The sequence below is a fragment of the Kitasatospora sp. NPDC127067 genome (assembly GCF_042724755.1).
GTDB classification, from domain to species: Bacteria; Actinomycetota; Actinomycetes; order Streptomycetales; family Streptomycetaceae; genus Kitasatospora; species Kitasatospora lactacystinica.
This window is the reverse complement of the sequence record NZ_JBHXEM010000024.1, coordinates 1-26,966: the sequence shown is the minus strand read 5'-3', so window position 1 is coordinate 26,966 and position 26,966 is coordinate 1. Positions and strand designations below refer to the sequence as shown.

General features: G+C 73.2%; 23 protein-coding genes and 2 pseudogenes. 15 read left to right on the top strand and 10 right to left on the bottom strand.

Going from position 1 to position 26,966, the window contains the following annotated elements; genetic code table 11:
* Nucleotides 1–49 precede the first annotated feature (49 nt).
* Nucleotides 50–1,207: pseudogene (locus tag ACFWJ4_RS13295) on the top strand (diguanylate cyclase domain-containing protein); the annotation flags it as partial.
* Nucleotides 1,208–1,934: 727 nt separating this feature from the next.
* Here ACFWJ4_RS13295 and ACFWJ4_RS13290 read toward each other — a convergent pair.
* Nucleotides 1,935–2,555 carry a TetR/AcrR family transcriptional regulator gene (locus tag ACFWJ4_RS13290; protein ID WP_380542883.1) on the bottom strand — a complete coding sequence of 207 codons (621 nt, stop codon included), beginning with the start codon at nucleotides 2,553–2,555 and terminating at the stop codon, nucleotides 1,935–1,937.
* Nucleotides 2,556–2,679: 124 nt separating this feature from the next.
* On the opposite strand from ACFWJ4_RS13290, the gene ACFWJ4_RS13285 reads away from it, so the two are divergent.
* Together ACFWJ4_RS13285 and hutH are read left to right on the top strand one after the other, a co-directional pair.
* Complete coding sequence (locus ACFWJ4_RS13285; protein WP_380350561.1) at nucleotides 2,680–3,846, top strand: macrolide family glycosyltransferase; 1,167 nt, start codon at nucleotides 2,680–2,682, stop codon at nucleotides 3,844–3,846.
* Between the two features lie 128 nt (nucleotides 3,847–3,974).
* Nucleotides 3,975–5,552 (top strand): histidine ammonia-lyase, encoded by a 1,578-nt coding sequence (gene hutH / locus ACFWJ4_RS13280; protein ID WP_380542880.1) that lies wholly within the window; start codon nucleotides 3,975–3,977, stop codon nucleotides 5,550–5,552.
* A 46-nt stretch (nucleotides 5,553–5,598) separates the two neighbouring features.
* Here the strand turns inward: hutH and ACFWJ4_RS13275 are convergent, their stop codons facing one another.
* A complete protein-coding gene (locus tag ACFWJ4_RS13275; protein WP_380542877.1) occupies nucleotides 5,599–6,024 on the bottom strand; it encodes a hypothetical protein in 426 nt (141 codons plus the stop codon).
* A 244-nt stretch (nucleotides 6,025–6,268) separates the two neighbouring features.
* Here ACFWJ4_RS13275 and ACFWJ4_RS13270 point away from each other — a divergent pair, with 244 nt between their 5' ends.
* Entirely contained in the window at nucleotides 6,269–7,138 is an 870-nt protein-coding gene (locus ACFWJ4_RS13270; RefSeq protein ID WP_224278798.1) for a MurR/RpiR family transcriptional regulator, read from the top strand.
* Between the two features lie 84 nt (nucleotides 7,139–7,222).
* Nucleotides 7,223–7,543: a hypothetical protein gene (locus tag ACFWJ4_RS13265; RefSeq protein WP_380542874.1), complete on the top strand. Its 321-nt coding sequence runs from the start codon at nucleotides 7,223–7,225 to the stop codon at nucleotides 7,541–7,543.
* Between the two features lies 1 nt (nucleotide 7,544).
* Here the strand turns inward: ACFWJ4_RS13265 and ACFWJ4_RS13260 are convergent, their stop codons facing one another.
* Nucleotides 7,545–8,117: a Uma2 family endonuclease gene (locus tag ACFWJ4_RS13260; protein WP_380542871.1), complete on the bottom strand. Its 573-nt coding sequence runs from the start codon at nucleotides 8,115–8,117 to the stop codon at nucleotides 7,545–7,547.
* A 171-nt stretch (nucleotides 8,118–8,288) separates the two neighbouring features.
* Here ACFWJ4_RS13260 and hutU point away from each other — a divergent pair, with 171 nt between their 5' ends.
* The 4 genes from hutU to hutI are packed head-to-tail and all read left to right on the top strand — an operon-like array spanning nucleotide 8,289 to nucleotide 13,717.
* Nucleotides 8,289–9,956: a urocanate hydratase gene (hutU, locus tag ACFWJ4_RS13255; protein ID WP_359906110.1), complete on the top strand. Its 1,668-nt coding sequence runs from the start codon at nucleotides 8,289–8,291 to the stop codon at nucleotides 9,954–9,956.
* Nucleotides 9,957–9,976: 20 nt separating this feature from the next.
* Complete coding sequence (locus ACFWJ4_RS13250) at nucleotides 9,977–11,158, top strand: allantoate amidohydrolase (RefSeq protein WP_380542980.1); 1,182 nt, start codon at nucleotides 9,977–9,979, stop codon at nucleotides 11,156–11,158.
* A complete protein-coding gene (locus tag ACFWJ4_RS13245; protein ID WP_380542868.1) occupies nucleotides 11,149–12,510 on the top strand; it encodes a formimidoylglutamate deiminase in 1,362 nt (453 codons plus the stop codon). The genes ACFWJ4_RS13250 and ACFWJ4_RS13245 overlap by 10 nt, the downstream gene beginning before the upstream one ends.
* A gap of 31 nt (nucleotides 12,511–12,541) precedes the next feature.
* Nucleotides 12,542–13,717 (top strand): imidazolonepropionase, encoded by a 1,176-nt coding sequence (gene hutI / locus ACFWJ4_RS13240; protein ID WP_380542865.1) that lies wholly within the window; start codon nucleotides 12,542–12,544, stop codon nucleotides 13,715–13,717.
* Nucleotides 13,718–13,772: 55 nt separating this feature from the next.
* Here the strand turns inward: hutI and ACFWJ4_RS13235 are convergent, their stop codons facing one another.
* Together ACFWJ4_RS13235 and ACFWJ4_RS13230 are read right to left on the bottom strand one after the other, a co-directional pair.
* Nucleotides 13,773–15,800, bottom strand: coding sequence for a prolyl oligopeptidase family serine peptidase (locus ACFWJ4_RS13235; RefSeq protein ID WP_380542862.1), 2,028 nt, complete (start codon nucleotides 15,798–15,800; stop codon nucleotides 13,773–13,775).
* Nucleotides 15,801–16,011: 211 nt separating this feature from the next.
* On the bottom strand, nucleotides 16,012–17,535 hold the full coding sequence (locus ACFWJ4_RS13230; protein ID WP_359906132.1) for an oligopeptide:H+ symporter: 1,524 nt from the start codon (nucleotides 17,533–17,535) through the stop codon (nucleotides 16,012–16,014).
* A gap of 329 nt (nucleotides 17,536–17,864) precedes the next feature.
* Between ACFWJ4_RS13230 and ACFWJ4_RS13225 the strand changes: the two genes are divergently transcribed.
* Both ACFWJ4_RS13225 and ACFWJ4_RS13220 read left to right on the top strand, forming a co-directional pair.
* A complete protein-coding gene (locus ACFWJ4_RS13225) occupies nucleotides 17,865–18,539 on the top strand; it encodes a response regulator transcription factor (RefSeq protein ID WP_030058577.1) in 675 nt (224 codons plus the stop codon).
* Between the two features lie 59 nt (nucleotides 18,540–18,598).
* Entirely contained in the window at nucleotides 18,599–19,843 is a 1,245-nt protein-coding gene (locus tag ACFWJ4_RS13220) for an ATP-binding protein (RefSeq protein WP_359906135.1), read from the top strand.
* A 39-nt stretch (nucleotides 19,844–19,882) separates the two neighbouring features.
* Here the strand turns inward: ACFWJ4_RS13220 and ACFWJ4_RS13215 are convergent.
* Both ACFWJ4_RS13215 and ACFWJ4_RS13210 read right to left on the bottom strand, forming a co-directional pair.
* Nucleotides 19,883–20,179: pseudogene (locus ACFWJ4_RS13215) on the bottom strand (ester cyclase); the annotation flags it as partial.
* A gap of 184 nt (nucleotides 20,180–20,363) precedes the next feature.
* A complete protein-coding gene (locus ACFWJ4_RS13210) occupies nucleotides 20,364–20,882 on the bottom strand; it encodes a GtrA family protein (protein WP_359906138.1) in 519 nt (172 codons plus the stop codon).
* A gap of 301 nt (nucleotides 20,883–21,183) precedes the next feature.
* On the opposite strand from ACFWJ4_RS13210, the gene ACFWJ4_RS13205 reads away from it, so the two are divergent.
* Genes ACFWJ4_RS13205 through ACFWJ4_RS13195 form a run of 3 tightly spaced genes read left to right on the top strand, consistent with a single transcriptional unit; the run spans nucleotide 21,184 to nucleotide 24,104 of the window.
* Entirely contained in the window at nucleotides 21,184–22,323 is a 1,140-nt protein-coding gene (locus ACFWJ4_RS13205) for a 5-(carboxyamino)imidazole ribonucleotide synthase (protein WP_359906141.1), read from the top strand.
* On the top strand, nucleotides 22,320–22,856 hold the full coding sequence (purE, locus tag ACFWJ4_RS13200) for a 5-(carboxyamino)imidazole ribonucleotide mutase (protein ID WP_359906144.1): 537 nt from the start codon (nucleotides 22,320–22,322) through the stop codon (nucleotides 22,854–22,856). The genes ACFWJ4_RS13205 and purE overlap by 4 nt, the downstream gene beginning before the upstream one ends.
* 33 nt (nucleotides 22,857–22,889) lie before the next feature.
* The gene (locus ACFWJ4_RS13195; protein ID WP_380350551.1) at nucleotides 22,890–24,104 is read left to right on the top strand and encodes a dipeptidase; all 1,215 of its coding nucleotides are present in this window, start codon (nucleotides 22,890–22,892) and stop codon (nucleotides 24,102–24,104) included.
* Here the strand turns inward: ACFWJ4_RS13195 and ACFWJ4_RS13190 are convergent.
* The 3 genes from ACFWJ4_RS13190 to ACFWJ4_RS13180 all read right to left on the bottom strand — a co-directional run bounded on the left by ACFWJ4_RS13190 (nucleotide 24,095) and on the right by ACFWJ4_RS13180 (nucleotide 26,474).
* Entirely contained in the window at nucleotides 24,095–24,511 is a 417-nt protein-coding gene (locus ACFWJ4_RS13190; RefSeq protein ID WP_380542859.1) for a CoA-binding protein, read from the bottom strand. The genes ACFWJ4_RS13195 and ACFWJ4_RS13190 overlap by 10 nt on opposite strands.
* Before the next feature lie 40 nt (nucleotides 24,512–24,551).
* On the bottom strand, nucleotides 24,552–24,992 hold the full coding sequence (locus ACFWJ4_RS13185) for a hypothetical protein (protein ID WP_380542856.1): 441 nt from the start codon (nucleotides 24,990–24,992) through the stop codon (nucleotides 24,552–24,554).
* A 144-nt stretch (nucleotides 24,993–25,136) separates the two neighbouring features.
* Nucleotides 25,137–26,474 (bottom strand): UDP-glucose/GDP-mannose dehydrogenase family protein, encoded by a 1,338-nt coding sequence (locus ACFWJ4_RS13180; RefSeq protein WP_359906155.1) that lies wholly within the window; start codon nucleotides 26,472–26,474, stop codon nucleotides 25,137–25,139.
* A 230-nt stretch (nucleotides 26,475–26,704) separates the two neighbouring features.
* Here ACFWJ4_RS13180 and ACFWJ4_RS13175 point away from each other — a divergent pair.
* The coding region (locus ACFWJ4_RS13175) for an acyl-CoA dehydrogenase family protein (RefSeq protein ID WP_380542853.1) at nucleotides 26,705–26,966 on the top strand (262 nt) is incomplete at its 3' end.

Here is a 26,966-nt window from a genome sequence, read left to right as displayed (position 1 = left end):
CCCGCTGCCCGACCTGAGGCTGCAGTCCGTGGTCGAGCTCGCCCAGGACATGGCCGCCGCGCTCACCCCGCTGGAGGCCGTCCGGGCCGCCGCCACCCGGGCCACCGAGGCGCTCGGCGCCACGATGGCCGCCGTCTCGGTCTGGGACCGGGAGTCCGGCCGGCTGCGGGTCCTGGTCAACCACGGAGAACTCGCGCCGGGCGAGGAGGAACTGCCCGAGGACGAGTCGTACCCGGTCGCCGACTTCCCCGAGATCGTCACGTACCTGGAGGAACGCTGGACCACCGGGCGGCTGCCGCGCGCCTGGCTGCAGACCGCCGAGAACAGCGAGCCGCACGCCGGGCACGCCCACCCGACCGCCGGCGCGTACTGCCAGGAGCGCGCCGCGGCGCTGCGCCGGCGCGGGCGGGCCTGCTGCGTGGTCGCGCCGATCGTGCTGCACGGCCAGGCCTGGGGCGAGCTCTACCTCGCCCGGTCGGCCGGGATGCCCGCGTTCACCGAGGGCGACGCCGACTACGCGACGCTGCTCGCCGCCCAGGTCTCGGCCGGGCTGGCGCAGACCGAGCGCCTCGCCGACCTGCGCAGGCTCGCCTTCTCCGACCCGCTCACCGGCCTGGCCAACCGGCGGGCCGTCGACGCCCGGCTGGAGAGCGCGCTGGAGGCGCACAACCGGGACAACACCGTGGTCTCCCTGGTGGTCTGCGACGTCAACGGACTGAAGCGGGTCAACGACCAGCTCGGCCACGAGATGGGCGACCGGCTGCTGGAGCGGTTCGCCCACCAGCTCTCGCTGGCCGCCGCCAAGCTCCCCGGCAGCCTCGCCGCCCGGCTCGGCGGCGACGAGTTCTGCCTGCTGGTGGAGGGGCAGAAGGCCGACGAGGTGGTCGCCGTCGCCGAGGAGCTGTGCGCCCGGGCGCTCGCGCTCTCCGAGGGCGAGGGCGTGGCCTGCGGCGTCGCCTCCACCGGGGACTCGATCGGGCCCGTCACCACCCCCGACCGGCTGTTCCGGCTCGCCGACGCCGCCCAGTACCGGGCCAAGGCGGCCCGGGCCGCCCACCCCGTGGTCGCCGGGCGCAGCCACGGCCCCGGATTCTCGCCCGACCCCACCGTGCTGCTCGCCGACGCCGCCGACCCGCACCACCGGGCGGACGGGCGGCGCGGGCCGAACGGCCGGGCCGGGGCGGGCGACCGGCGGCGGTTCCGCGGCGCCGCCCACAGCGCCGACCCGGGGCAGCTGCTCACCGCCGTGCTCGCCTCCCTCGACCGGGCCGCCGCGGCGCGGGCCGTCCACCCGGCGGACACCCTCGGCAAGCTGGTCGTGGTCGCCGAGGCCGCCGCCCGGTTGCTGGACGCCGTCGGCTGGTGGGTCTCGTACGTTCCGCCCGGCTCCCAGTTCATGCGCACCGCCCAGCACGCCGTCTACCGGATGACCAGCGGCCCCGCCAACGCCCGCGCCGAGACCCAGCGGGCCCGGATCGAGGCCCCCGACGCGGTCTTCGACCTCCGGCACTACCCGATGACCCGCCGCGCCGTGCGCGGCGGCGCCTTCGCCCTGCGGTCGGGCGCGGCCGGCAACGACCCGGCGGAGGAGGCGATGCTCGTCGTCTCCGGCTACCGGGGCATGGTCGCGGCGGGCGGCCAGAACCCGGCCGGCGGCTGGCTGGTGGAGCTCTTCGCCGACGACGCCACCCTGCCGCTGGGCCAGGCCGCCTGCGCCATGCGGGCCCTGGTCTCGGTCGCCCTGGCGGGGCCGGCCTCGCCGCCGGCGGTCTGAGGCGTCGGCCGCGGTCGGGGCCCGTCGGCGGACCCGGTGACGGCGCCCCTGGCACCTCGCCGTCGGCACGGCTCCCGCGGTGGGTCCGGCGGGCCGTTCACCCGGCCCTCCCTCGTGCCGCTGCTCCGCGTGCCGGTCGCGGTGGTGGCCGCGTGCTGGTTCAGGCGCCGCGGCCGCCGTCGGCGGCGGGCGGGTTGAGCGCCCGGAGGGCGGCGTCGACCAGGAGGTCGGCGTGCTCGTGGGTGAGCGGGCCGAGCCGGAACTGCCAGCGGTAGTTGAGCGGACCGTAGAAGAGTTCGACGGCCAGGTCGAGGTCGGCGTCGGGGGCGATCTGGCCGGCCTCGCGGGCGCGGCGGAGGCGGTCGCGGGTGACCTCCAGCAGCGGGTCCAGCAGGCGGGTGCGGTACTCGGCGTGCAGCGCGGGGTCGTTGAGGATCTCGGCGAGGAGCGCGCGGTAGGTGCGGTCGGCGCCCGGGTCGGCGAGCTCGTCGCTGGTGGGGCGCAGGACGGCGCGGAGGTCGGCGGCGAGGTCGCCGGTGTCGGGGAGGGCGAGGCTGCCCTCGTGCTCGCCGGCGGCGAGGAAGGCGTCGAAGACCACCGCCCCCTTCGAGGGCCACCACCGGTAGATGGTCTGCTTGCCGACGCCGGCGCGGGCGGCGATCGCTTCGATGGTCAGCTTGCCGTAGCCGACCTCGGCGACGAGTTCGGTGGCCGCGGTGAGGACGGCGGCGCGGGCGCGCTCGCTGCGGCGGGCGGGGTCGGGGGCGGTTCTGGAAGCCATGGGAAAAATTCTATGCGAAACAGCGAGACGAACCGTATTGTCTTCTCAAGCAACCGCGAGACGGTCCGTCTCGTCTTCATCGCTATCCCCGGAGGTGCCCGTGAACCGCCCCGCACACATCCTGATGGTCTCCATTCCGGCCCATGGCCACGTCAACCCCAGCCTCGCCGTGATCACCGAGCTGGTCGCCCGCGGCCACCGGGTCAGCTACGTCAACGACCCGTCCTTCCGGGAAACCGTCGAGTCCACCGGCGCCGCCTTCGTCCCGTACCCGACGAAGCTGCCGCTCGCCGACGACCCGGACGGCTGGATGGAGGATCCAGTGGCGATCCAGGAGCTGTTCCTGGACGACGCGCTCTCCATGTGGCCCGTCCTCCTGGAGGCCTTCGCCGACGACCGGCCCGACCTGGTGCTCTGCGACATCGCGGGCTTCGCGGCCCGGGCGCTCGGCGAACGGCTGGGGGTGCCGGTCGTGCAGCTGTCGCCCACCTTCGTCGGCTGGGAGGGCTTCGAGCAGGACCTCGCGGAGGTGTTCGAGGCGATCCGCACCGGTCCGGGCGGCGCCGAGCACTACCGCCGGTTCGCCGACTGGCTGGCCGAGGCCGGTGCGGCGCAGCGCGACGTGGACGCCTTCAAGAACCGCCCGGAGCGGGCGATCGCCCTGGTCCCGCGCGCCCTGCAGCCCAACGCCGACCGGGTCGACGAGCGGCGGATCAGCTTCGTCGGGCCCTGCTTCGGCGACCGCGCCCACCAGGGGCGGTGGGAGCGGCCGGCCGGTGCCGAGAAGGTGCTGCTGGTCTCGCTGGGCTCGGCCTTCACCCACCAGCCCGCCTTCTACCGGGCCTGCGTCCGGGCCTTCGGCGAGCTGCCGGGCTGGCACACCGTGCTCCAGATCGGCAGCCACACCGACCCGGCCGAGCTCGGCGAGGTGCCGGACACCGTCGAGGTGCACCGGTGGGTGCCGCAGCTGTCGGTGCTCTCCCAGGCGGACGCCTTCGTCACCCACGCGGGCATGGGCGGCTCCAGCGAGGGGCTGTTCCACGCCGTGCCGATGATCGCGGTGCCGCAGGCCACCGACCAGTTCGCCAACGCGGACGCCCTGGTGGGGCTCGGCGTCGCCCGTCGGCTGGACACCGAGCAGGCCACCGCGGAGGCGCTGCGCGCCGCCCTGCTGGAGCTGGTCGGCGACCCGGCGGTGGCCGAGCGGCTGCGCGAGCTGTCCGCCGCCGGGCGGGCCGAGGGCGGCACCGCCCGGGCGGCGGACCTGATCGAGGCCGAGCTCGTGAGGTGAACTCGTGAGGTGAGGCGGAGGCGGCCCGGGGGCCGCGGTGTGCGGCGCCGGTCCGGAGGGCGGAGAATCCGGATGGCGAGCACCTGTTGTCATATCTTCATTCACCTGATGTGATGGTGTATATGGATATGCACAGTGCTGTGGCCCCCGACGCTCCGCTGGTCCTGGTCGGCAAGGCCGACGTCAGCGCGGAGGACGTCCTCGCCGTCGCCCGGGGCAACGCCCGGGTCGAGATCGGCCCCGACGCGCTGGCCGAGATGGCGGCCGCCCGCGCGCGGATCGACGCCCTCGCGGCCGAGCCGCGCCCCGTCTACGGCGTGTCGACCGGCTTCGGCGCGCTCGCCGTGCGCCACATCAGCCCCGAGCTGCGCGCCCAGCTGCAGCGGTCGCTGGTGCGCTCGCACGCCGCCGGCATGGGGCCGGCGGTCGAGCGCGAGGTGGTCCGCGCGCTGGTGTTCCTGCGGATGAAGACGCTGGCCTCCGGCCGAACCGGCGTCCGGCCGCTGGTCGCCCGGACCATGGCCGCCCTGCTCAACGCGGGCATCACCCCGGTGGTGCGGGAGTTCGGCTCGCTCGGCTGCTCCGGCGACCTTGCGCCGCTGTCGCACTGCGCACTGGTCCTGATGGGCGAGGGCACCGCCACCGGCCCGGACGGCGTGGAGAAGCCCGCCGCCGAACTGCTCGCCGCCGCCGGGATCGAGCCCGTCGAGCTGCTGGAGAAGGAGGGCCTCGCCCTCATCAACGGCACCGACGGCATGCTCGGCATGCTGGTGATGGCCATCGCCGACCTCCAGCGGCTGTTCACCACCGCCGACATCACCGCCGCGATGAGCCTGGAGGCGCTGCTCGGCACCGAGAAGGTGCTCGCCCCCGAGCTGCACGCCCCGATCCGTCCGCACCCGGGCCAGGCGCTGAGCGCCGCCAACATGCTCGCCGTCCTCAAGGACTCCGGCCTCACCGGCCACCACCAGGACGACGCGCCGCGGGTCCAGGACGCCTACTCGATCCGCTGCGCCCCGCAGGTCGCCGGCGCCGGCCGGGACACCCTGGAGCACGCCCGGCTGGTCGCCTCGCGCGAACTGGCCGCCTCGGTCGACAACCCGGTGGTGCTGCCGGACGGCCGGGTGGAGTCCAACGGCAACTTCCACGGCGCCCCGGTCGCCTACGTGCTGGACTTCCTCGCCATCGCCGCCGCCGACCTCGGCTCGATCTCCGAGCGCCGCACCGACCGGCTGCTCGACAAGGCCCGCTCGCACGGCCTGCCGGCCTTCCTGGCCGACGACCCGGGCGTGGACTCCGGCCTGATGATCGCCCAGTACACCCAGGCGGCGCTGGTCAGCGAGAACAAGCGGCTCGCCGTCCCGGCCTCGGTCGACTCGATCCCCTCCTCCGCGATGCAGGAGGACCACGTGTCGATGGGCTGGTCGGCCGCGCGCAAGCTGCGCCAGGCCGTGGCCAACCTCGGCCGGATCCTCGCCGTCGAACTCACCGCGTCCGCCCGGGCGCTGGAGATCCGTCAGCAGGCCGACGCGTCGGGCCGCGTCGCCCCGGCCACCGCGGCCGCCATGGCCGCCGCCCGGGCGGCGGGCGTCGGCGGCGCCGGCCGCGACCGCTTCCTCTCGCCCGACCTGGAGGCCGCCGCCGAGCTGGTCGCCTCCGGCGAGCTGGTGCGGGCGGTCGAGCGGGTCACCGGTCCGCTGGCCTGAGGCCCGGCCGGCCGGGGTCGTGGCGTCGCCGCGGAGTGACGGGGGCTCAGTCCCAGTCGCTCCGCGGCGAGCGCTCCGCGCGGTCCCGGCGGTTGCGCAGCTCGCCCAGGGCGGCCGCCAGGTTGACCCCGACGATGCCCGCCCAGCAGACCACCAGACCGGCGAAGCCGCCGCTCTCCGGGCTGCCCGCGATCGCCGTCAGCGGGATGCCGAGGACCAGCGAGGTCACCGCGAGCCCGGTGTTGGAGCGCTTGCCCCAGCCCGAACGGCGGGACTGCCCCCGGTGGGGGGACCGCGGCTCGTAGTCGTCCAACCGCTGGGCCACCGACCGCTCGACCCGGGCGTCCAGCCGGGCGTCGAGCCGCTTCATGAAGGAGTCGACGAGTGCCTCCTCGTACTCCTTGCCGAGCTCCTTGCGGGCCTGGAGGGTGGCGTCGAGGTCGCGCCGCAGTTCGTCCTGACGAGTGTCCATGGAACCAGGGTGGGGCCGCCGGGGCCCCCGGTCCATCCGTTCGCAGGAGGAATCCGGGCGGGCTCAGGGACAAATCAGGGTTACCCCGACCCGGTCCGACCCGCCCGATCCGGTCCGACCCGCCCGACCGGTCCGACCCAAGGGGCGTCCCACCGGACGTCCCGCCGTACGAGACGTCTTTGCCAGGTGCGGCCCGCTCCTGCACAGTCGTCGTCCGACCCCCTCGCACCCGGAGGTACCGCTGATGACCGCCACCGACGAGACCGGCAGCGTCGGCCCCTCCGCCCGGCTGCTCCAACTGTTCGAGGGGCACCGGCTGACGCCGACCCAGCGCCGGATCGCCCACTCGCTGGTGCGGCACGCCACCGAGGCACCGTTCCTGTCCAGCGTCGAGGTCGCCGAACTCGCGGGCGTCAGCCAGCCCTCCGTCACCCGCTTCGCGGTCGCGCTCGGGTATGACGGCTACCCGGCGCTGCGCAAGCAGCTGCGCGAACTCGGCGGCGGCGAACAGGCCGCGCCGGAGACCCCGGACGACGCGGTGCGCAACGAGCACCAGCAGGCCGTGCTCGCCGAGATCGCCCACCTGCGCCACCTCGCCGAACTCCTCGCCGACCCGGAGCCGATCACCCGGGCCGCCCGGCTGCTCGCCGCCTCCCGCCCGCTGCCGGTGCTCGGCCTGCGGGCCGCCTCGGCGCAGGCCCGCGGCTTCGCCTACTTCGCGGCCAAGGTGCACCCGGACATCCGGCTGCTGGACGAGGGCGGCAGCATGCTCGCCGACCGGCTGGAACAGGCCCGGGCGGCCGGGGCCAGCGCACTGCTCTGCTTCGCGCTGCCGCGCTACCCGCGGGAGCTGATGGACGCGCTGACGGTGGCCCGCGAGTGCGGGCTGACGGTGCTCACCGTGGCCGACAGCGCCTTCGCGCCGGTCGCCAAGCTGTCCGACCTGATGCTGCCGGCCGCCGTCGGCACCGGGCTGGTCTTCGACACCGCGTGCGCCCCGATGATGCTCGGCCGGGTGCTGCTGCAGTCCATGTGCGACGAACTGCCGGGAGCGGAAGCCCGGTTGGAGGCGATCGAGCAGTCGGCGGCGGCGCGCGGCCTCTTCCTGGAATGAGCGTGGAACAAGCACGGCCCGGAACGGCGGCGGGGGAGTAGCCGTCACAAACCCGGGCATCCCCTCCTGCAGGGGGTGCCACCCATGCACGTGATCCACGAGATGAAGTTCGTCGCCCGCCTCTCCTCGGGCGCCGACGAATGGTCCTGCCCCGCCTGCGGACGCCGCGTCACCCTGCGGCGCCTGCCCGAACCCGAACTGACCGTCCTCGACCCGGGCGACGAGTCGGCCGTCCACGTCGGCGTCATCGAACCCGACGCCCGCGCCGCCGCGGCCGCCGAGAAGTACGGCCTCGGCCCCGTCCAGAACATCCCCCGCCCGCCGTCCCCGCCCGCCCCGGACGCCGACGACCGCCGCTGGCTCGCCGAGATCGGCATCGACTGGGACGGCGGCGCGGCGGCCTGACTCAGCCGCGCGGCGCGTACAGCGGAAGGCCGGAGGTGTCCAGCTCGGCGGGCAGCGGCGCGGGCAGCGGGACGGCCTCGCCGTACGTGCCGTGCAGGACGCCCTGGTACTCGCCGTCGCGGGGGCGGGTGTGGAGTGTCCAGGCGCCCTTGCGGGGGTCGACCGTGAGGAGGACCGGAACGCCTGCGATCGCGTACCAGCTGGTCCTGGTGGAGATGTGGGTGATGAGCGAGGGGCCGGGAACGACCTGAACGGCGAGAGCGGCATGGCGGGGATCGGCCCGCCAGTCGTCCTCGTTCTCCCATTCGACGGGCAGCACGATCAGGTCGGGGGTGGCGTAGTCGTCCTCGTCGTCCGGCAGGGCGATCGATGACGACTCGTAGGCGCCGAGGTTCGCGGGCAGCTGCGGTCCGAGGTCTTCGCGCAGGTGGCGCACTGTGCCGGCGTGTTTCCCTCGGCGGGGAGGCGACATCAGCAGCGTGCCGCCGATGATCTCGACCCGCAGGCCGGTGCGCCGCTCGATCCCTTCGGCGGTGCGACGCAGCCTGCCGGAGCGTGCCGGAACAGCTGCCATGGCGTCCTCCGCTGGGCCGATCGGCTGGTGCTTCCGGTCGCAGGCTACTGGCGGCAGGCGTTCCGGTTCGGGCGTTGATCGGATGGTTTCGGGGTCTGGTCGAAAGCCGACTGTTTAGTTATATTCAATCGAACATAGCTTGAATGAATCCATCCGCAGGGAGGCCGAACTATGGTGCAGCAGGCGAGCGGGCCGCGTGAGGTGCGCGCGGCGCGTGGGACGGGGCTGACGGCGCAGGGGTGGCAGCAGGAGGCGGCCCTGCGGATGCTGATGAACAACCTCGACCCCGAGGTGGCCGAGCACCCGTCCAAGCTGGTGGTCTACGGCGGCACGGGCAAGGCCGCGCGGGACTGGCGCTCCTTCGACGCCATGGTGAGGACGCTGGAGGGCCTGAAGCAGGACGAGACCATGCTGGTCCAGTCCGGGCGGCCGGTCGGCGTGATGCAGACCCACGAGTGGGCGCCGCGCGTGCTCATCGCCAACTCCAACCTGGTCGGCGACTGGGCCAACTGGGAGGAGTTCCGCCGGCTGGAGAGCCTCGGGCTCACCATGTACGGGCAGATGACCGCCGGCTCGTGGATCTACATCGGCACCCAGGGCATCCTCCAGGGCACCTACGAGACCTTCGCCGCCGTCGCCAACAAGCGGTACAACGGTTCGCTGGAAGGCACCATCACCCTCACCGCCGGCCTCGGCGGGATGGGCGGCGCCCAGCCGCTGGCCGTCACCATGAACGGGGGCGTGGCGATCTGCATCGACTGCGACCCGTCCCGGATCTCCCGCCGGATCGAGCACCGCTACCTGGACGTCGAGGCCAAGAACCTCGCGCACGCGCTGGAGCTGGCCACCGCGGCCCGCGACAAGAAGCAGCCGCTCTCCATCGGCCTGCTGGGCAACGCCGCCGAGCTCTTCCCGCAGCTGCTCGCGATGGACGCGCCGATCGACATCGTCACCGACCAGACCAGCGCCCACGACCCGCTGAGCTACCTGCCGATCGGCGTCGCCTTCGACGACATGGCCACCTACGCGGCCGAGAAGCCCGCGGAGTTCACCACCCGCTCGCGCGAGTCGATGGCCAAGCACGTCGAGGCCATGGTCGGCTTCCTGGACCGCGGCGCCGAGGTCTTCGACTACGGCAACTCGATCCGCGGCGAGGCCCAGCTGGCCGGCTACGACCGCGCCTTCGCCTTCCCCGGCTTCGTCCCCGCGTACATCCGCCCGCTGTTCTGCGAGGGCAAGGGCCCGTTCCGCTGGGCGGCCCTGTCCGGCGACCCGCAGGACATCGCCAAGACCGACAAGGCCGTGCTCGACCTCTTCCCGGAGAACGAGTCGCTGCACCGCTGGATCAAGATGGCCCAGGAGAAGGTGCACTTCCAGGGCCTGCCCGCGCGCATCTGCTGGCTCGGCTACGGCGAGCGCGACAAGGCCGGCGAGCGCTTCAACGACATGGTCGCCTCCGGCGAGCTGTCCGCGCCGATCGTCATCGGCCGCGACCACCTGGACTGCGGCTCGGTCGCCTCCCCGTACCGGGAGACCGAGGCGATGCTGGACGGCTCGGACGCGATCGCCGACTGGCCGCTGCTCAACGCCATGGTCAACGTGGCCTCCGGCGCCTCCTGGGTCTCCATCCACCACGGCGGCGGCGTCGGCATCGGCCGCTCGATCCACGCCGGTCAGGTCACCGTGGCCGACGGCACGCCGCTGGCCGGCGAGAAGATCCGCCGGGTGCTCACCAACGACCCGGGCATGGGCGTCATCCGGCACGTCGACGCCGGCTACGACCGGGCGGTCGAGGTCGCCGACGAGCGCGGCGTGCGCGTTCCCATGGGTGAGCTGTGACGGTTCCGTCGTTCGAAGAGATGTGGGCGGAGCTGCTCCCCGTGGGCCGCTCCGCCTCCTCCGGCGGCTACCGCCGCTTCGCCTGGAACTCCGCCGACGCCGAGTGCCGCGCCTGGTTCGAGCAGCAGGCCCGCAGCCGTGGCCTGACGTACGAGCTGGACCGCAACGGCAACCAGTGGGCCTGGCTGGGCGACCCGAACGGGCAGGGGGCGGTCGTCACCGGCTCGCACCTGGACTCCGTCCCGGACGGCGGGGCCTTCGACGGCCCGCTCGGGGTGGTCTCCTCCTTCGCCGCGCTGGACGAACTGCGCGCCAGGGGAACGGAGCTCACCAAGCCCCTGGCGATCGTCAACTTCGGCGACGAGGAGGGCGCCCGGTTCGGGGTGGCCTGCATCGGCTCCCGGCTGACCGCCGGGGTGCTGTCCCGCGAGGCCGCGTACGAGCTGCGCGACATCGACGGCCAGCGGCTGCCCGACGCGATGGAGAAGGCCGGCTACGACCCGACCGCGATCGGCGCGGACGACGACCGGCTGGCCCGGATCGGCGCCTTCGTCGAGCTCCACGTCGAGCAGGGCCGCTGCCTCGCCGAGGGGCAGCCGGTCGGCGTGGCGGGCGCGATCTGGCCGCACGGCCGCTGGCGGTTCGACTTCCACGGCGAGGCCAACCACGCCGGCACCACCCGGATCGAGGACCGCCGCGACCCGATGCTGACCTACGCCAACACCGTGCTCGCCGCCCGCAAGAAGGCCAAGCTGGCGGGCGCGCTGGCCACCTTCGGGAAGGTCGCGGTGGAGCCCAACGGCACCAACGCGATCGCCTCGCTGGTGCGCGGCTGGCTGGACTCCCGGGCCGCCGACGAGCGCACCCTGACCGAGCTGGTCGCCGAGATCGAGCGGGCCGCCGCCGAGCGCGGCGAGCGCGACGGCGTCCGGGTCGAGCTGACCCGCGAGTCCTACACCCCGGTGGTGGACTTCGACGGGCCGCTGCGCGACCGGCTGGCCAAGCTGCTGGACGCCCCGGTGCTGCCCACCGGCGCGGGACACGACGCCGGCATCCTGGCCTCCGCGATCCCGACCGCCATGCTGTTCGTGCGCAACCCCACCGGCGTCTCGCACTCCCCGGCCGAGCACGCCGAGCAGGCCGACTGCCTGGCCGGGGTCGCCGCCCTCGCCGACGTACTGGAGGACCTGGCGTGCCAGTGAACGAGCACGTGCGCTACTGGGCGCAGTACGCCTGGCTGCCGCACGACAACGGGCCGGTGGTCGAGCCGGACGTGCTGATCACCACCGGCCCCGGCGGCACGATCGCCGCCGTCACCCCGGACAGCGGCCCCTGCCCGCCCGACGCCGTCCGGCTCGACGGGCTGCTGCTGCCCGGTCAGGCGAACGCCCACTCGCACGCCTTCCACCGGGCGCTGCGCGGGCACGTCCAGGTCGGCTCCGGCACCTTCTGGACCTGGCGCGACACCATGTACCGGTTCGCCGGCGCGCTGGACCCGGACCGCTACCTGGAGCTCGCGACCGCCGTCTACGCCGAGATGGCGCTGGCCGGCATCACGGCCGTCGGCGAGTTCCACTACCTGCACCACGCGCCCGGCGGCGTCCGCTACACCGACCCGAACGCGATGGGCGAGGCGCTGATCGAGGCCGCCGCCCGGGCCGGCATCCGGATCACCCTGCTGGACACCTGCTACCTCTCCTCCGGCTTCGGCGCCGAGCCGACCAGGCCGCAGCTGCGGTTCAGCGACGGCGACGCGGAGGCCTGGGCGGTCCGGGCGGACGCGCTCAAGCCGCGCGAGCACGCCCGGATCGGCGCCGCCGTCCACTCGGTGCGGGCCGTCCCGGCCGAGCAGCTGGGCACCGTCGCGCACTGGGCGTCGGTGCGCGCGGCGCCGCTGCACGTCCACCTCTCCGAGCAGACCGCCGAGAACGACGCCTGCCTGGCCGCGCACGGCGTCACCCCGACGAGGCTGCTCGCCGACCACGGCGCGCTCGGCCCGCGCACCTCGGCCGTGCACGCCACCCATCTGACCGACGAGGACGTCCGGCTGCTCACCGACTCCTCCACCACGGTCTGCATGTGCCCCACCACCGAGCGGGACCTCGCGGACGGCATCGGCCCGGCCCGCCGGCTGGCCTCGGCGGGTTCCCCGATCACCCTGGGCAGCGACAGCCACGCGGTGATCGACCCGTTCGAGGAGGCCCGCGCGCTGGAGCTGGACGAGCGGCTGCGCACCCGCACCCGCGGCCACTGGACGGCGAACGCGCTGCTGCGGGCCGGGACCGAGGACGGCCACGCCTCGCTCGGCTGGCCGGAGGCCGGACGGATCGAGGCCGGGGCGCTCGCCGACTTCACGGTGATCGCGCTGGACACCGTCCGCACGGCGGGACCGCCGCCCCGGCTCGGCGCCGAGATCGCGGTCTTCGCGGCCTCGGCGGCGGACGTGCGGCACGTCGTGGTCGGCGGCCGGCACGTCGTCCGGGACGGCGTGCACCGACTGGTGACCGACGTGCCGGGCGCGCTGCGCTCCGCGATCGGCGCACTGGACTACTGACCCTGTTCAACTCCCTTCGGAAGGCGTTGTCTTGAGCACCACGACCACCCTGATCACGGGCATCGGCAGCCTGGTCACCAACGACCCCGGGCAGGGCGCCGGGCCGCTCGGCCTGCTCACCGACGCGGCCGTGGTGGTCGACGGCGGCACCGTCGCCTGGGTCGGCCCGGCCGCGCAGGCCCCGGCGGCGGACGAGCGCTTCGACGCCGAGGGCCGGGCCCTGCTGCCCGGCTTCGTCGACTCGCACGCCCACCTGGTGTTCGCGGGCGACCGCACCGCCGAGTTCAACGCCCGGATGTCCGGGCAGCCGTACACGGCGGGCGGCATCCGGACCACGGTGGCGGCCACCCGGGCGGCGAGCGACGCCGAACTGGACGCCAACCTGGCCCGGTTCGTCCGGGAGGCGGTGCGCCAGGGCACCACCACCATCGAGTGCAAGTCCGGCTACGGGCTGACGGTCGAGGACGAGGCGCGCGCCCTGCGGATCGCCGCCGCGCACACCCCGGAGACCACCTACCTGGGCGCCCACGTGGTCGCCCCCGAGTACGCCGGGGACCCGGCCGGGTACGTCGACCTGGTCACCGGCGAGATGCTGGACGCCTGCGCCCCGCACGCCCGTTGGGTGGACGTGTTCTGCGAGAAGGGCGCGTTCGACGGGGACCAGGCGCGGGCTGTTCTGACGGCGGGGATCGAGAAGGGCCTCACGCCGCGCGTGCACGCCAACCAGCTCACCTACGGGCCGGGCGTGCAGCTGGCCGTCGAACTGGGGGCCGCCTCGGCGGACCACTGCACCCACCTGACGGACGAGGACGTGGCGGCGCTGGCGGGGTCGGCGACGGTCGCGACCCTGCTGCCGGGGGCGGAGTTCTCCACCCGGGCCGAGTACCCGAGCGGGCGCAGGTTGCTGGACGCGGGCGCGGTGGTGGCGCTGTCCACCGACTGCAACCCGGGCTCCAGCTTCACCAGTTCGATGGCGTTCTGCATCGCGGTCGCGGTGCGGGAGATGGGGATGACCCCGGACGAGGCGGTCTGGGCAGCGACGGCGGGCGGCGCGCGGGCGCTGCGGCGCAGTGACGTGGGGGTGATCGCCCCCGGTGCCCGCGCGGACCTGTTGCTGCTGGACGCGCCCTCGCACGTCCACCTGGCCTACCGGCCGGGAGTGCCGCTGACGGCGGCGGTCTGGCGGGCGGGCGTCCGGGAGGTCTGAGGGCACGTCCGTGGAAGGCCTGCCCCCGGTCCTGCGACCGGGGGCGGGCCTTCGCTCATGCCAGGTCCAACGAGCTTCGCAGGAAGTGCAGTTCGTGGTGCAGCAGGTTCTCCACCACCGCCTCGTCGGTGGGCCGGTGACCGGTGGCGCGCAGTGGGAGGACCTCGTGCGGGCGGCCGGCGGCGAGCAGGGCGGCGGACAGCCGCAGGGTGTGGGCCGGGTAGACGTTGTCGTCGGCGAGGCCCTGGATCAGCAGCAGCGGGCGGCGGAGCTCCGGCGCCAGGGAGATCAGCGAACCGCTGTCGTAGTGCTCGGGGTGCTCGTCGGGGTGGCCGAGGAAGCGCTCCTGCCAGTGGGTGTCGTAGAACCGCCAGTCGGTGGGGGCGGCCCCGGCGGAGGCGGCGTGGAAGACGTCCGGGCGGCGCAGCACCGCGAGGGCGGCGAGGTAGCCGCCGTAGGACCAGCCGCGGATGCCGACCCGGTCGAGGTCGAGCAGTCCGGGCCGCAGCCGGTCGGCCGCCCGCAGGCCCTCGACCTGGTCCGCCAGCGGGAGCGTCGTCTTGTCGCCGTACACGGCCTTCTCCCACCGGGGCCCGCGTCCGGGAGTGCCACGGCCGTCCACCACGAGCACCGCGAAGCCCTGGTCGGCGAACCACTGCGAGACGTGGTCCCACCAGGGGCCGCCGGTGGTGGCCTTCTGCAGCGCGGGCCCGCCGTACGGGTCGAGCAGGACGGGTAGCGGGCCGTCCCCGGGGCGGTGGCCGGCGGGGCGGAAGAGCGCGGCGCGCAGGGCGTGCGGGCCGAGCCGGAGCAGTTCGGGCCGCGGGGTGACGATGGGCGGCTCGGCGTACGAGGTGAGCGGGAGGGGTGCCGACCCTTCCCGTAGAGCGGTCGTGAAGCCGCCGGGGTGCCCGGGGGTGCGGGTGGTGAGGACCAGCGTGCCGCCGCGCCGCACCCCGGTGTGCAGGCCGGGGCCGCTGCTGAGCCGTCGTGGGCCGGTGTCCGGTCCGTACGTCCAGAGGTGGGTCTCGGTGGGTTCGTCGGAGGCGGTGAACAGGACCTGCTCGCCGTCCGTCCCGAGTACCGCGCGCAGCTGGAGCCCGGGCGGGGTGACCGGCTTGCCGTCGACGGTCAGGTGCCGGGTGTCGCCCAGGTCGGCGGTGTCCACCAGGGCGCCGCCCCCGGTGCGGGCCGGCAGGCCGGGGAGCAGCTCGATCCAGTGCGCGTCCTGCCGTTCGGCGAGCACCCGGGTGGCGCCGTCCGGCTCGATCGCCAGGGTGCGGACGGTGCGCTGGTCGCGGCTCTGCACGGCGGCGTACGGGCCGTGGCCGTCCCAGCCGGCGGCGGTGAGGTACTCGAAGGCGGCGCGGTCCCAGCGGACCCCGGTGTCCGTGCCGTCGAGGCCGAGCAGCCGCAGCGAGACCTCGGCGTTGGCGGTGCCGGCCAGCGGGTAGCGGACGGCGCGCGGCGGGCGGTGCGGGTCGGCGGGGTCGGCCAGGAAGAGGCGGGCGAGCGGGCGGTTGTCGACCCGGGCGACCAGCAGCGCTGTGCCGTCGGGGGACCACCAGTGGCCGCGGTCGCGGAACATCTCCTCGGAGGCGACGTACTCGGCGAGCCCGTAGGAGACGTCCTCGGCCTCGGGTTCGGCGAGCGGACGGTCGTCCGTGCCGTCGACGCCGACCACCCGCAGGGCGCCGGCGGCGACGTAGGCGATCCGGCGGCCGGCCGGGTCGAGCCGGGGGTCCTGCGGCGGGCCGGGGACGGGGACGGCACGGACGGTGCCGCGGGCGGTGTCGGCCAGCCACAGGGCGCCGTCCAGCGCGAAGGCGGCGAGCGCGCCGGCGGCGTCGGTGCTGTACCCGGCGATGCCCTCGGCGGCGCCGAGCACGGCCGGGTCCGCGATCAGCCGTTCCTCGCCGGTGGCGGTGTCCAGGGCCCAGAGGCAGGCGAGCGGGTCGGTGCCGGACCGGCCGCGCAGGAAGAGCACGGTGGTGCCGTCCGGCGAGGGCTCCGGCTGGACGGGGACGCCCAGGGTGAACCGCCGGGTGCGGGCCAGCTGACGGGGTAAGGAGGGGGTCGTCATGAGGGGCACCATAGGCACGGCCGCCGGGCCCGTGTCGAGCGCGTAACGCCCGGCGGCGGGGGCGGCCCGGGTGGCCTCGGAGACCGGGGCGGCCCGGGTGGCCTGGGTGACCGGGGCGGAGGACGGCCGGGGCCGGGAAAAGACGGCCGGGGCCGCCGCGGATCTCAGGAATCCACGGCGGCCCCGGAGTCGTGAGCCGTAGGCCGGTCCGTCAGCGCACGTCGCCCATGAGGGCCTGGACGCGCTTGCGGTAGCCGAAGACGGCGAGCCCGGCGAGGACCGCGAGCGACGCCTGCATCGCGATGATCCCGTTGCCGTCGAGGTTGACGCCGGCCAGCGAGAGCAGGCTGGTGGTGCAGTCACCGGCGGTGACGGCGAGGAACCAGACGCCCATCATCTGGGAGGCGTACTTCTGCGGCGCCATCTTGGTGGTGACCGAGAGGCCGACCGGGGAGAGGCAGAGCTCACCGATGGTCTGGATCAGGTAGATCGAGACGAGCCACATCGGGGAGACCATGGTGCCGCCGTCCGCCATGTTCATCGGGATGATGAAGATGAAGAACGAGGCGCCGACCAGGACCAGGCCCATCGAGAACTTCACGATGGTGTTCGGCTCCTTGTTGCGGCGGGAGAGCCACAGCCACAGCCAGGCGAACACCGGCGCGAGCGCCATCACGAACAGCGGGTTGAGCGACTGGTACCAGGTGGCCGAGAAGCCGAGGCCGAACAGGCTGTCGGCGGTCTTCTTGTCGGCGAACAGGGAGAGGGTCGACCCGCCCTGGTCGTAGATCATCCAGAAGATGGCGGCCGCGGCGAAGAACCAGATGTAGGCGGACATCTTGGACTGCTCGCCGGCGCTGAGGTCCTTGTCGCGCTTGATCCGGACCAGCACGGCGATCGGGATGAGCAGACCGGCCAGGGTGAGCGGGACGAGGGCCCAGTTCAGGGTGTAGACGCCCAGCCCGACGATCACGGCGTAGAAGACGGCGGTGGCGGCGACGGCGATGCCGGCCTTCACCAGCAGGCTGTTGCGCTCCGCGGGCTTGAGCGGGTTGGGGACCTTGCTGCTCTTGGGGCTCAGGTGGCGGCTGCCCAGCAGGAACTGCACCAGGCCGAAGGCCATGCCGACCGCGGCGATACCGAAGCCCAGGTGCCAGCTGTACTCCTTGCCGATCGTCCCGATGATGAACGGGGCGACGAAGGCACCGAGGTTGATGCTCATGTAGAAGACGGTGAAGCCACCGTCGCGGCGCGGGTCCTCGGGGCCGTTGTAGAGCTGGCCGACCATCGTGGAGATGTTGGCCTTCAGCAGCCCGGAGCCGAGCGCGACGAGGAGCAGGCCGAGGAAGAACGCCGCCTGGCCCGGGACGGCCAGCGCGATGTGGCCGAACATGATCACGAAACCGGCGATGGCGACGGTCTTGCGGGCACCCCAGACCCGGTCACCGAACCAGCCGCCGGGGTAGGCCATGAGGTAGACCATCGAGACGTAGACGGAGTAGATCGCCGTCGCCGTCGTCGCCGTCATGGCGAGGCCGCCGCCCTGGCTGCCCACGGCGGCGTCGGCGCCACCGGAGACCAGGTAGTAGATGAGCAGGGCGCGCATGCCGTAGTAGGAGAAGCGCTCCCACATCTCGGTCATGAACAGGGTGGCAAGACCTCGGGGATGCCCGAGGAAGGTCTTGCCGCCGGGAGAGGCCGACGTCATGTCGGCGTCCAGGGTCTTCGACGCCATGAGTAGTGGTTCCTTGCCTGACAGCGTCCGCCTAGGGGGGTGGCGGCGGACGTGGACGAAACCACTCTACGTGGCGACATTTGGCTTTATCAGATGACAAAAGCCTTGAATCAGGTATGGGAATGGCAAAGTCGGCGTTAGATCTTCCCGATCTATCGATGGTAGATGGGCGCATCTTCCTTCGGTTTCAAGATCCAAACGGAGATTCTTCGCCGAACGGCCGGTCCGCTGCGGCCCGTTGGGTGCGATCGGGGTCTTGTATAACGATCACGCTCTGTGAACTACCTCACAGGGCATCCGGCGTTACCCCGGCGGACTACCATCACCACATGACCTGTGTGCTGCTCGCCGAGGACGATCCGGCGATCTCCGAACCGCTCGCCCGGGCCCTGCGACGCGAGGGCTATGAGGTGCTCGTCCGCGAGGACGGTCCGACCGCACTGGCCGCGGGCCTCACCGAGGAGGTCGACCTCGTCGTCCTGGACCTCGGCCTGCCCGAGATGGACGGCCTGGAGGTCTGCCGCCGCCTGCGTGCCGACGGCAAGAGCTGCCCCGTCCTCGTGCTCACCGCCCGCGCGGACGAGGTGGACACCGTGGTCGGCCTGGATGCCGGTGCCGACGACTACGTCACCAAGCCCTTCCGCCTGGCCGAACTGCTCGCCCGCGTCCGGGCCCTGCTCCGGCGCGGCAACGTCGACCAGCTCACCACCGGCGCGCACGGTGTGAAGATCGACATCGAGTCCCACCGCGCCTGGCTCGGCGACGAGGAACTCACCCTCTCCGCCAAGGAGTTCGAGCTGCTGCGGGTCCTGGTCCGGGACGCCGGCCGGGTGGTCACCCGCGAGGAGATCATGCGGCAGGTCTGGGACACCACCTGGTGGACCTCCACCAAGACCCTGGACATGCACATCTCCTGGCTCCGCAAGAAGCTCGGCGACGACGCGGCCAACCCCCGCTACATCGCCACCGTGCGCGGAGTCGGGTTCCGGTTCGAGAAGAATTAGTCCCTGACGGAGAACGGGCCCTCGGCCCGCGGCAGTGGAACACCCCGGGGAGCGGCAGCGTGAAACGCAGGATGATCAACTCGCTGCTGGGCGTCGTCCTGGTGGTCGTCGTGGTGTTCTGCGTACCGCTCGCCCTGGTCGAGAAGCGGACCATCGTCAACTCGGCCCAGGACCGGGTGGACGCGGCCGCCGTCCGGGTGCTCGCCCTGGTCGAGAGCCGGCTCGCCGCGGGGGAGCCGGTCACCGGGCGGGCCTTCGAGAGCCAGATCACCGAGGGCAGCTACGTCGAGGTGCAGGTGCCCGGCCAGCCGGTGGTCTCCGCGGGCGAGCGCCCCGCCGGGAACCACCTGCTGAAGGCCGTCGAGCGCGGCAACAGCGGCGAGACCGTCACCGTCGAACAGTCCCGCGAGGACGTCGACCACGAGATCGCCAACAACCTGCTGCTGCTCGGCGTGGTCGCCCTGCTCGCAGTCCAGGCCGCGGTGGCCCTCGCCGTCTGGCAGGCCAAGCGGCTCGCCCGGCCGCTCACCGACCTCGCCGAGACCGCCGAGCGGCTCGGCTCCGGCGACCCGCGCCCGCGCGACCGCCGCTACGGGGTGCCCGAGCTCGACCGGGTCGCCGAGGTGCTGGACACCAGCGCCGAGCGGATCGCCCGGATGCTCACCGCCGAGCGCCGGCTCGCCGCCGACGCCTCGCACCAGCTGCGCACCCCGCTCACCGCGCTCTCCATGCGGCTGGAGGAGATCACCGCCCTCGCCGAGGAGCCGGAGACGGTCAAGGAGGAGGCGACCATCGCCCTCCAGCAGGTCGAGCGGCTCACCGACGTGGTCCAGCGGCTGCTCACCACCCAGCGCGACCCGCGCAGCCCCACCGCCGTCGCCTTCGACCTGGACGAGGTGATCAAGCAGCAGGTGGAGGAGTGGGGCCCGACGCTGCGGGAGCAGGGCCGGGTGCTCTCCCTGGAGGGGCTGCACGGGGTCACCGCGGTCGGCACCCCGGGGACGGTCGCCCAGGTGCTGGCCACCCTGATCGAGAACTCGCTGATGCACGGCGCCGGGACGATCACCCTGCGGGTCCGGCCGTCCGGCACCTCGGCGGTGGTCGAGGTCCAGGACGAGGGCGCGGGCGTGCCGGCGGACCTCGGCAACCGGGTGTTCGAACGCGCGGTCAGCGGGCGCAACTCCACCGGCATCGGTCTGGCCGTCGCCCGCGACCTCGCGGAGGCGGACGGCGGGCGGCTCGAACTGCTCTCGCTGAAGCCGGCGGTGTTCGCGCTCTTCCTCGGACGCAGCCACCAGGACTGAACGGGCCCGGGGCCGACTCGAATGGTCGGACACGCCCTAGTCGAACTGCGCGTCGCGGACCACGTCGAGGTCGGTGAAGGTGGGCGGCGCGTCGCAGAGCGCCACCATCTCGTGGAAGATCCGGTCGGTCTCGGGCAGGGCGGAGTTCTCCATCGCCGCCGCGTAGGAGGGGAACTCCACGATCTGCACCACGTGCGCGGTGTCGGAACGGTCGGTGCCGATCACCGCGTGGGAAGCGGTCCGCCTGCCCCGGGTCGCCTCGACCCAGGTGTCCAGCAGCCGGTTGAGGTCGTCGAGCCTGTCGGTCCTGCAGTCGATGATCTGGACGAACGTCATGGCGAGCCTCCTGGACCCCCTCGGCCACGATCGTCCGCCGGCCGTGCTCGCCCTCGGTAACCACTGTCCTCCGGTCGCGGCGGACACGGCAAGCCCGGCGGACACGGCAAGCCCCGGCGGCCGCGTTCGGGCTGCCGGGGCTGCGAGGAGCGAAGGGGGTGCGAGGGGCGCAGGGGCGAGGGGCCTACTCGGCCTTGGCGAGGCGGATCCGCTCGGTGGCCAGCATCAGCTCGGCCTGTGCGGCCAGCTCCTGGCCGCTGGTGGCGTCCACCGCCTGCTGGGCGGGCAGTCCGACGGGCTCCGGCACGGCCTTGAACACCCAGGTGCGGTACGAGACGAAGCGGAACACGGTGGCCACGGCGAGGCCGATCACCTTGGCGCCGATCTGCTCGTAGTGCGAGCGCAGGTCGAGCACGTACACCGAGAAGCCGAGGACGCCGGTCTCGATCAGCATGCCGATGCCGCTGTAGACCAGGAAGAGCGTGATCTCGCGCCTGCGGGAGGCGGCGTCGCGGTCCCGGTAGAGCCAGTAGCGGTAGCCCAGGTAGTTGGTCGCGATCGCGATCACCGTCGCGACGATGTTCGACCGGACCGAGGCCAGGCCCATGCCGTTGATGCAGACCCAGAAGACGGCGAAGTTGACCACCACGCCGCTCAGGCCGACGATGCCGAACTTCACGACTTCGCCCGTGATCCCACGCATCTTCTGTGCGAGCGGGGGGTTCGAAGCTGCGGTCGTCGCCATACCGGACTGCCTCCATGTGCCTGCGGGACGAAAGGGCCTGCCGCGACGGCGCGGCCACCCCTTGAGCCCTGCGTGCACGCACATGATCGGACCGCGCAGACCAGGACCTGGCCGTCCAGGCTACCCGCTTCCATCGAACGGCTCAGCCCCCAGGGCGACAGGTTGACATCTACGCGCGTCCGCCCCGACGGCCCCACCTGCGGCTCCACCGCCCCCGACCGGCCCGGATATCCTGGGCCGCGTGACTTCCCCGGGCAATGTGAATTTTCCAGTGGTGGGCATGATCGGTGGCGGGCAGCTGGCCCGCATGGCACACCAGGCGGGCATCCCGCTCGGGGTCAGGTTCAAACTCCTCGCCGACACGCCCCAGGACTCCGCCGCACAGGTGGTGTCCGACGTCGTCCTCGGCGACTACCGCGACCTCGACACCCTGCGCGCCTTCGCCGCCGGCTGCGACGTGATCACCTTCGACCACGAGCACGTCCCCACCGAGCACCTGCGGGCCCTGGAGGCCGACGGCATCGCCGTCCGCCCCGGCCCGGACGCGCTGGTCAACGCCCAGGACAAGGGCGTGATGCGGGCCAAGCTGGACTCCATCGACGTGCCCTGCCCCCGGCACCGGATCGTCGCCGACCCGGCCGACGTCACCGCCTTCGCCGAGGAGGGCTCCGGTTACCCGGTCGTCCTCAAGACCGTCCGCGGCGGCTACGACGGCAAGGGCGTCTGGGTCGTCGACGACGAGGAGCAGGCGCAGGCCCCGTTCCTGGCCGGCGTCGCGGTGCTGGCCGAGGAGAAGGTCGACTTCGTCCGCGAGCTGGCCGCCAACGTGGTCCGCTCGCCCAGCGGGCAGGCCGTCGCCTACCCGGTGGTGGAGAGCGTCCAGGAGAACGGCGTCTGCGCCGAGGTCACCGCCCCCGCGCCGGACCTCGACCCGGCCCTGTCCGACGAGGCCCAGCAGCTCGCCCTGCGGATCGCCGGCGACCTCGGCATCGTCGGCCACCTCGCCGTCGAGCTGTTCCAGACCCGGGACGGCCGCATCCTGGTCAACGAGCTGGCCATGCGCCCGCACAACTCCGGGCACTGGACCCAGGACGGCGCCGTCACCTCGCAGTTCGAGAACCACCTGCGGGCCGTCCTCGACCTCCCGCTCGGCGACCCCCGCCCGCGTGCCAAGTGGACCGTCATGGTCAACGTCCTCGGCGGCGACTACCCGGACATGTACCGCCCCTTCCTGCACTGCATGGCCCGCGACCCCGGGCTGCGGATCCACATGTACGGGAAGGACGTGAAGCCCGGCCGCAAGGTCGGCCACGTCAACGTCTTCGGGGACGACCTCGAAGACGTCCGCGAGCGCGCCCGCCACGCGGCCGCCTACCTGCGAGGAACGATCACCGAATGAGCCCCGCTTCGACCGCCCCCCTCGTCGGCATCGTGATGGGCTCGGACTCCGACTGGCCGGTCATGGAGGCCGCCGCCCAGGCGCTCGACGAGTTCGAGATCCCCTACGAGGTGGACGTCGTCTCCGCCCACCGGATGCCCCGCGAGATGGTCGCGTACGGCGAGAACGCCCACCTGCGCGGCCTGAAGGCGATCATCGCCGGCGCCGGCGGCGCGGCCCACCTGCCGGGCATGCTCGCCTCCGTCACCCCGCTGCCGGTCATCGGCGTGCCGGTGCCGCTGCGCTACCTGGACGGCATGGACAGCCTGCTGTCGATCGTCCAGATGCCCGCCGGCGTGCCGGTGGCGACCGTCTCGGTGGCCGGCGCGCGCAACGCCGGCCTGCTCGCGGTGCGGATGCTCGCCGCCTTCGACCCCGAGCTCACCGAGAAGATGACCGAGTTCCAGGCCGAGCTGAACAACCAGGCCACCGAGAAGGGCCAGAAGCTGCGCGCCAAGGTGGCCGGTTCCTCCTCCTTCGGCTTCGGCAAGTAATTCCCCTGGTGGGGGTGGGGTAGAACAACCCGTATGACTTCTCGGACGGACTCCCCCACCCCGCTGGACCGCGCCCGCGCCCTGCTGCGCACCGCCCCCGTGGTGGACGGCCACAACGACCTCCCCTGGGCGATGCGCGAGCAGGCCGGATACGACCTCGGCGCGCTCGACCTCGCCGCCGACCAGAGCGACCGCCTGCACACCGACCTCGCCCGCCTCGCGGAGGGCGGGGTCGGCGCGCAGTTCTGGTCCGTCTACGTCCCCTCCTCGCTGGCCGGCGACCACGCCGTGAGCGCCACCTTGGAACAGATCGACTTCGTCCACGCCCTGGTCGAGCGCTACCCGGACCGGCTGCGTCTGGCCCGTACCGCCGCGGACATCGAGGCCGCCCGCGCCGAGGGCCGGATCGCCTCCCTGATGGGCGCCGAGGGCGGCCACTCCATCGACTGCTCGCTGGCCACCCTGCGCGCCCTGTACGAGCTGGGCGTGCGCTACCTGACGCTCACCCACAACGACAACGTGCCGTGGGCGGACTCCGCGACCGACAAGCCGGTGGCCGGCGGGCTGACCCGGTTCGGCGAGGAGGTCGTCCGGGAGATGAACCGGCTCGGCATGCTGGTCGACCTCTCGCACGTCTCCGCCGACACCATGCGCGACGCCCTGCGGGTGACCGAGGCGCCGGTGGTCTTCTCGCACTCCTCCTCGCGCGCGGTCTGCGACCACCCGCGCAACATCCCGGACGACGTGCTCGCCCAGCTGCCCGCCAACGGGGGCGTGGCGATGGCGACCTTCGTGCCCAAGTTCATCCTGCCCGCCGCCATCGACTGGACCCGGGCCGCCGACGAGAACATGCGCGCCCACGGCTTCCACCCGCTGGACACCACCCCGCCGGCCATGGAGCGCCAGCGCGCCTTCGAGGCCGCCAACCCGCGCCCGATCGCCACCCCGGCCACCGTCGCCGACCACCTCGACCACATGCGCGAGGTGGCCGGCATCGACCACATCGGCATCGGCGGCGACTTCGACGGCACCGCCTTCCTGCCGGACGGCCTGGACTCGGTGGCCGGCTACCCCAACCTGGTCGCCGAACTCCTCGGCCGCCACTGGTCGGAGGCCGACCTGGCCAAGCTCACCTGGCACAACGCCGTGCGCGTCCTGCGCGACGCCGAATCGGCGGCCGCCGGGCTGCGCGCGAGCCGCCGCCCGTCCATCGCCACCATCGCGCAGCTGGACGGCCCTCAGGCCTGAAGCCTGGGGATCTCGATGGCCGGGCACCTGTCCATCACCATGGCGAGCCCGGCCGCACGGGTCCGCCCGTAGGCGGCCTCGTCGACGACACCCAGCTGGAACCAGACCGCCCTCGCCCCGGCGGCCACCGCCTGGTCGGCCACCTCCCCGGCGAGCGCGCTGTTCACGAACACGTCCACCACGTCGACCGGGAACGGCACCTCGGCGAGCGAGGCGTAGCCCTGCTCGCCGAGGACCGTCTCGGCCTTCGGGTGCACGGGCACGATCCGCTTGCCGTACTCCTGGAGCGCCCTGGCCACCCCGTACGCGGCCCGGGCGGTGTTGCTGGACAGGCCCACCACTGCCCAGGTGTCGCCGGTGCGGGTGAGGATCTCGCGGACCGCCGCTTCGTCGCCGTAGCTCGTCATGCCGGTACCAACGACGTTCGCGGGCGCCGGATTCCTGGGCTCAGATGTTGGTGGCGTTGAGCTTGACCAGGGCCGTCGTGTCGTTGTCGTACGTGATCTCCAGTTCGACGACCCAGGCCTTCCCCCGGGGCCGGTTCTCATCGGTCTCGTCGCGGTTCCGGAGGGTCATTCCCCAGGTCTCGTCGCTGATCAGCCGGACGCGCGGGAACGCGGCGACCAGTCGGGCGGCCAGGTCGGTCCGGGGCATCCGGAACTCGCCGGTGTACCCCTGCTCCTGCCAGCCGCTGGTGTCCGTGCAGCGGGCCCCGGTGGCCTGCGCGGGCATGGATCCGCCCGCGAAGTCCACGACCTCCGAGCAGTCGGCCTTGACGGGTTTGCCGGAGGCGAGGTCGTCGAGGGCGAGCACGAAGCGGCTCGCGAAGAAGAGCAGGAGCGCGGCCGCCGCGCAGCCGACGGCCGACCGGATGAACGACTTGCGCATGAAGGACCCCCCGGTCTTCGGACCACGGCGGACAGCGGGTGGCCCGATCCTCGCACGAGAGTTGAACATGTTCAAATACTTGGGTCCGGGAACGCGCGAGCGCCCGTCCCCGGGGTCGGGGACGGGCGCTCGGGAGCGGACTCGTCAGCTCGGGCGGCCCAGGGCGCGGTAGGTCCAGCCGGCGGCCCGCCAGGCCTCGGCGTCCAGGACGTTGCGGCCGTCGAGGAGGCGGCGTTCGGCGACCACGGCGCCGAGCGCGGACGGGTCCAGCTCGCGGAACTCGGACCACTCGGTGAGGTGGAGGACCACGTGGGCGCCCTCGGCGGCCTCCAGGGCGGAGTGGGCGTAGGTGAGGGACGGGAACATCTTGCGGGCGTTGTCCACGGCCTTCGGGTCGTAGACGGTGACCTGGGCGCCCTGGAGCTGGATCTGGGCGGCCACGTTGAGGGCGGGGGAGTCCCGGATGTCGTCCGAGTTGGGCTTGAAGGCGGCGCCGAGGACGGCGACCCGGCGGCCCAGGAAGCCGCCGCCGCACTGCTCGCGGGCCAGCTCGACCATCCGGGAGCGGCGCCGCATGTTGATCGAGTCGACCTCGCGCAGGAAGGTCAGCGCCTGGTCGGCGCCGAGCTCGCCGGCCCGGGCCATGAACGCCCGGATGTCCTTGGGCAGGCAGCCGCCGCCGAAACCGAGGCCGGAGTTGAGGAACTTGCCGCCGATCCGCTCGTCGTAGGCGAGCGCCTTGCTGAGCTGGGTGACGTCCGCGCCGGCCGCCTCGCAGACCTCGGCCATCGCGTTGATGAAGGAGATCTTGGTGGCCAGGAAGGAGTTGGCGGCCGCCTTGACCAGTTCGGCGGTCGCGTAGTCGGTGACCATGAACGGCACCCCGGCCGCGATCGGCTCCGCGTACACCTCGCGCAGCACCCGCTCGGCCCGCTCGCTCTGGGCGCCGACCACGATCCGGTCCGGCCGCAGGGTGTCCTGCACGGCGAACCCCTCGCGCAGGAACTCCGGGTTCCAGGCGAGTTCGGCGCCCTCGCCGACCGGTGCCAGCGCGGCCAGCCGCTCGGCCAGCCGGGCCGCCGAGCCGACCGGGACGGTGGACTTGCCGACCACCAGGGCGGGACGGGTCAGGTGCGGCGCGAGCTCGTCGATCGCCGTGTCGACGTACGACATGTCGGCGGCGAACTCACCCTTGCGCTGCGGGGTGTTGACGCAGATGAAGTGCACGTCGCCGAACTCGGCGGCCTCCTGGGCGGAGGTGGTGAAGCGCAGCCGTCCGGTCGAACCCTCGTGCCCGGCCACGTGCTTGAGCAGCAGTTCGGAGAGCCCCGGCTCGTACATCGGGACGCGACCCGCGGTCAGCATGGCGATCTTGTCGGGGTCGATGTCCAGACCCAGCACCTCGAAGCCGAACTCGGCCATCGCGGCGGCGTGCGTGGCGCCGAGGTAGCCGGTGCCGATCACGGAGATGCGGAGGGTCACGGGTTCTCCTTGGATGCGGACGCGACCAGTACGGATGCCCTGATGCTATCCGCCCGCCGAGGGCGCGCCGGGATCACCTGCACGCCCGAGGGGCCGCCCTGAACGCTAGGCAGCCGCAGGTCGGCGCCCTAGGATCTCTACTGAACGGTAGTTAACCGCGGATTCGACTCGCACCGGGCGCCGATCGGACCTCGATCGGGCACCGGTCACTGAACGACGAGGCAGGCATCATGGCGGGCAGCGCAGGGGCGGCTGACTTCGATCTCTTCCGGATCTCCGAGGAGCACGGGATGCTCCGTGAGGCGGTGCGTTCGCTGGCCGAGGCGAAGATCGCTCCGTTCGCGGCGGAGGTGGACGAGGAGGGGCGGTTCCCGCAGGAGGCGCTGGAGGCGTTGCGGGGCAGTGATCTGCACGCGGTGCACGTGCCGGAGGAGTTCGGTGGTGCGGGGGCGGATGCGCTGGCGACGGTGATCGTGATCGAGGAGGTGGCGC

What these genes read in the sequence shown, in the direction of transcription:
- ACFWJ4_RS13275 (WP_380542877.1), bottom strand. Translation starts at nt 6,024, where the DNA reads ATGGACACTCGTCAGGACGAACTGCGGCGCGACCTCGACGCCACCCTC.
- ACFWJ4_RS13290 (WP_380542883.1), bottom strand. Translation starts at nt 2,555, where the DNA reads ATGGCTTCCAGAACCGCCCCCGACCCCGCCCGCCGCAGCGAGCGCGCC.
- ACFWJ4_RS13270 (WP_224278798.1), top strand. Translation starts at nt 6,269, where the DNA reads ATGACCGCCACCGACGAGACCGGCAGCGTCGGCCCCTCCGCCCGGCTG.
- ACFWJ4_RS13260 (WP_380542871.1), bottom strand. Translation starts at nt 8,117, where the DNA reads ATGGCAGCTGTTCCGGCACGCTCCGGCAGGCTGCGTCGCACCGCCGAA.
- hutU (WP_359906110.1), top strand. Translation starts at nt 8,289, where the DNA reads ATGGTGCAGCAGGCGAGCGGGCCGCGTGAGGTGCGCGCGGCGCGTGGG.
- purE (WP_359906144.1), top strand. Translation starts at nt 22,320, where the DNA reads ATGAGCCCCGCTTCGACCGCCCCCCTCGTCGGCATCGTGATGGGCTCG.
- ACFWJ4_RS13225 (WP_030058577.1), top strand. Translation starts at nt 17,865, where the DNA reads ATGACCTGTGTGCTGCTCGCCGAGGACGATCCGGCGATCTCCGAACCG.
- ACFWJ4_RS13195 (WP_380350551.1), top strand. Translation starts at nt 22,890, where the DNA reads ATGACTTCTCGGACGGACTCCCCCACCCCGCTGGACCGCGCCCGCGCC.
- ACFWJ4_RS13250 (WP_380542980.1), top strand. Translation starts at nt 9,977, where the DNA reads ATGTGGGCGGAGCTGCTCCCCGTGGGCCGCTCCGCCTCCTCCGGCGGC.
- ACFWJ4_RS13190 (WP_380542859.1), bottom strand. Translation starts at nt 24,511, where the DNA reads ATGACGAGCTACGGCGACGAAGCGGCGGTCCGCGAGATCCTCACCCGC.
- ACFWJ4_RS13185 (WP_380542856.1), bottom strand. Translation starts at nt 24,992, where the DNA reads ATGCGCAAGTCGTTCATCCGGTCGGCCGTCGGCTGCGCGGCGGCCGCG.
- ACFWJ4_RS13230 (WP_359906132.1), bottom strand. Translation starts at nt 17,535, where the DNA reads ATGGCGTCGAAGACCCTGGACGCCGACATGACGTCGGCCTCTCCCGGC.
- ACFWJ4_RS13285 (WP_380350561.1), top strand. Translation starts at nt 2,680, where the DNA reads ATGGTCTCCATTCCGGCCCATGGCCACGTCAACCCCAGCCTCGCCGTG.
- ACFWJ4_RS13210 (WP_359906138.1), bottom strand. Translation starts at nt 20,882, where the DNA reads ATGCGTGGGATCACGGGCGAAGTCGTGAAGTTCGGCATCGTCGGCCTG.
- hutH (WP_380542880.1), top strand. Translation starts at nt 3,975, where the DNA reads ATGCACAGTGCTGTGGCCCCCGACGCTCCGCTGGTCCTGGTCGGCAAG.
- ACFWJ4_RS13265 (WP_380542874.1), top strand. Translation starts at nt 7,223, where the DNA reads ATGCACGTGATCCACGAGATGAAGTTCGTCGCCCGCCTCTCCTCGGGC.
- ACFWJ4_RS13235 (WP_380542862.1), bottom strand. Translation starts at nt 15,800, where the DNA reads ATGACGACCCCCTCCTTACCCCGTCAGCTGGCCCGCACCCGGCGGTTC.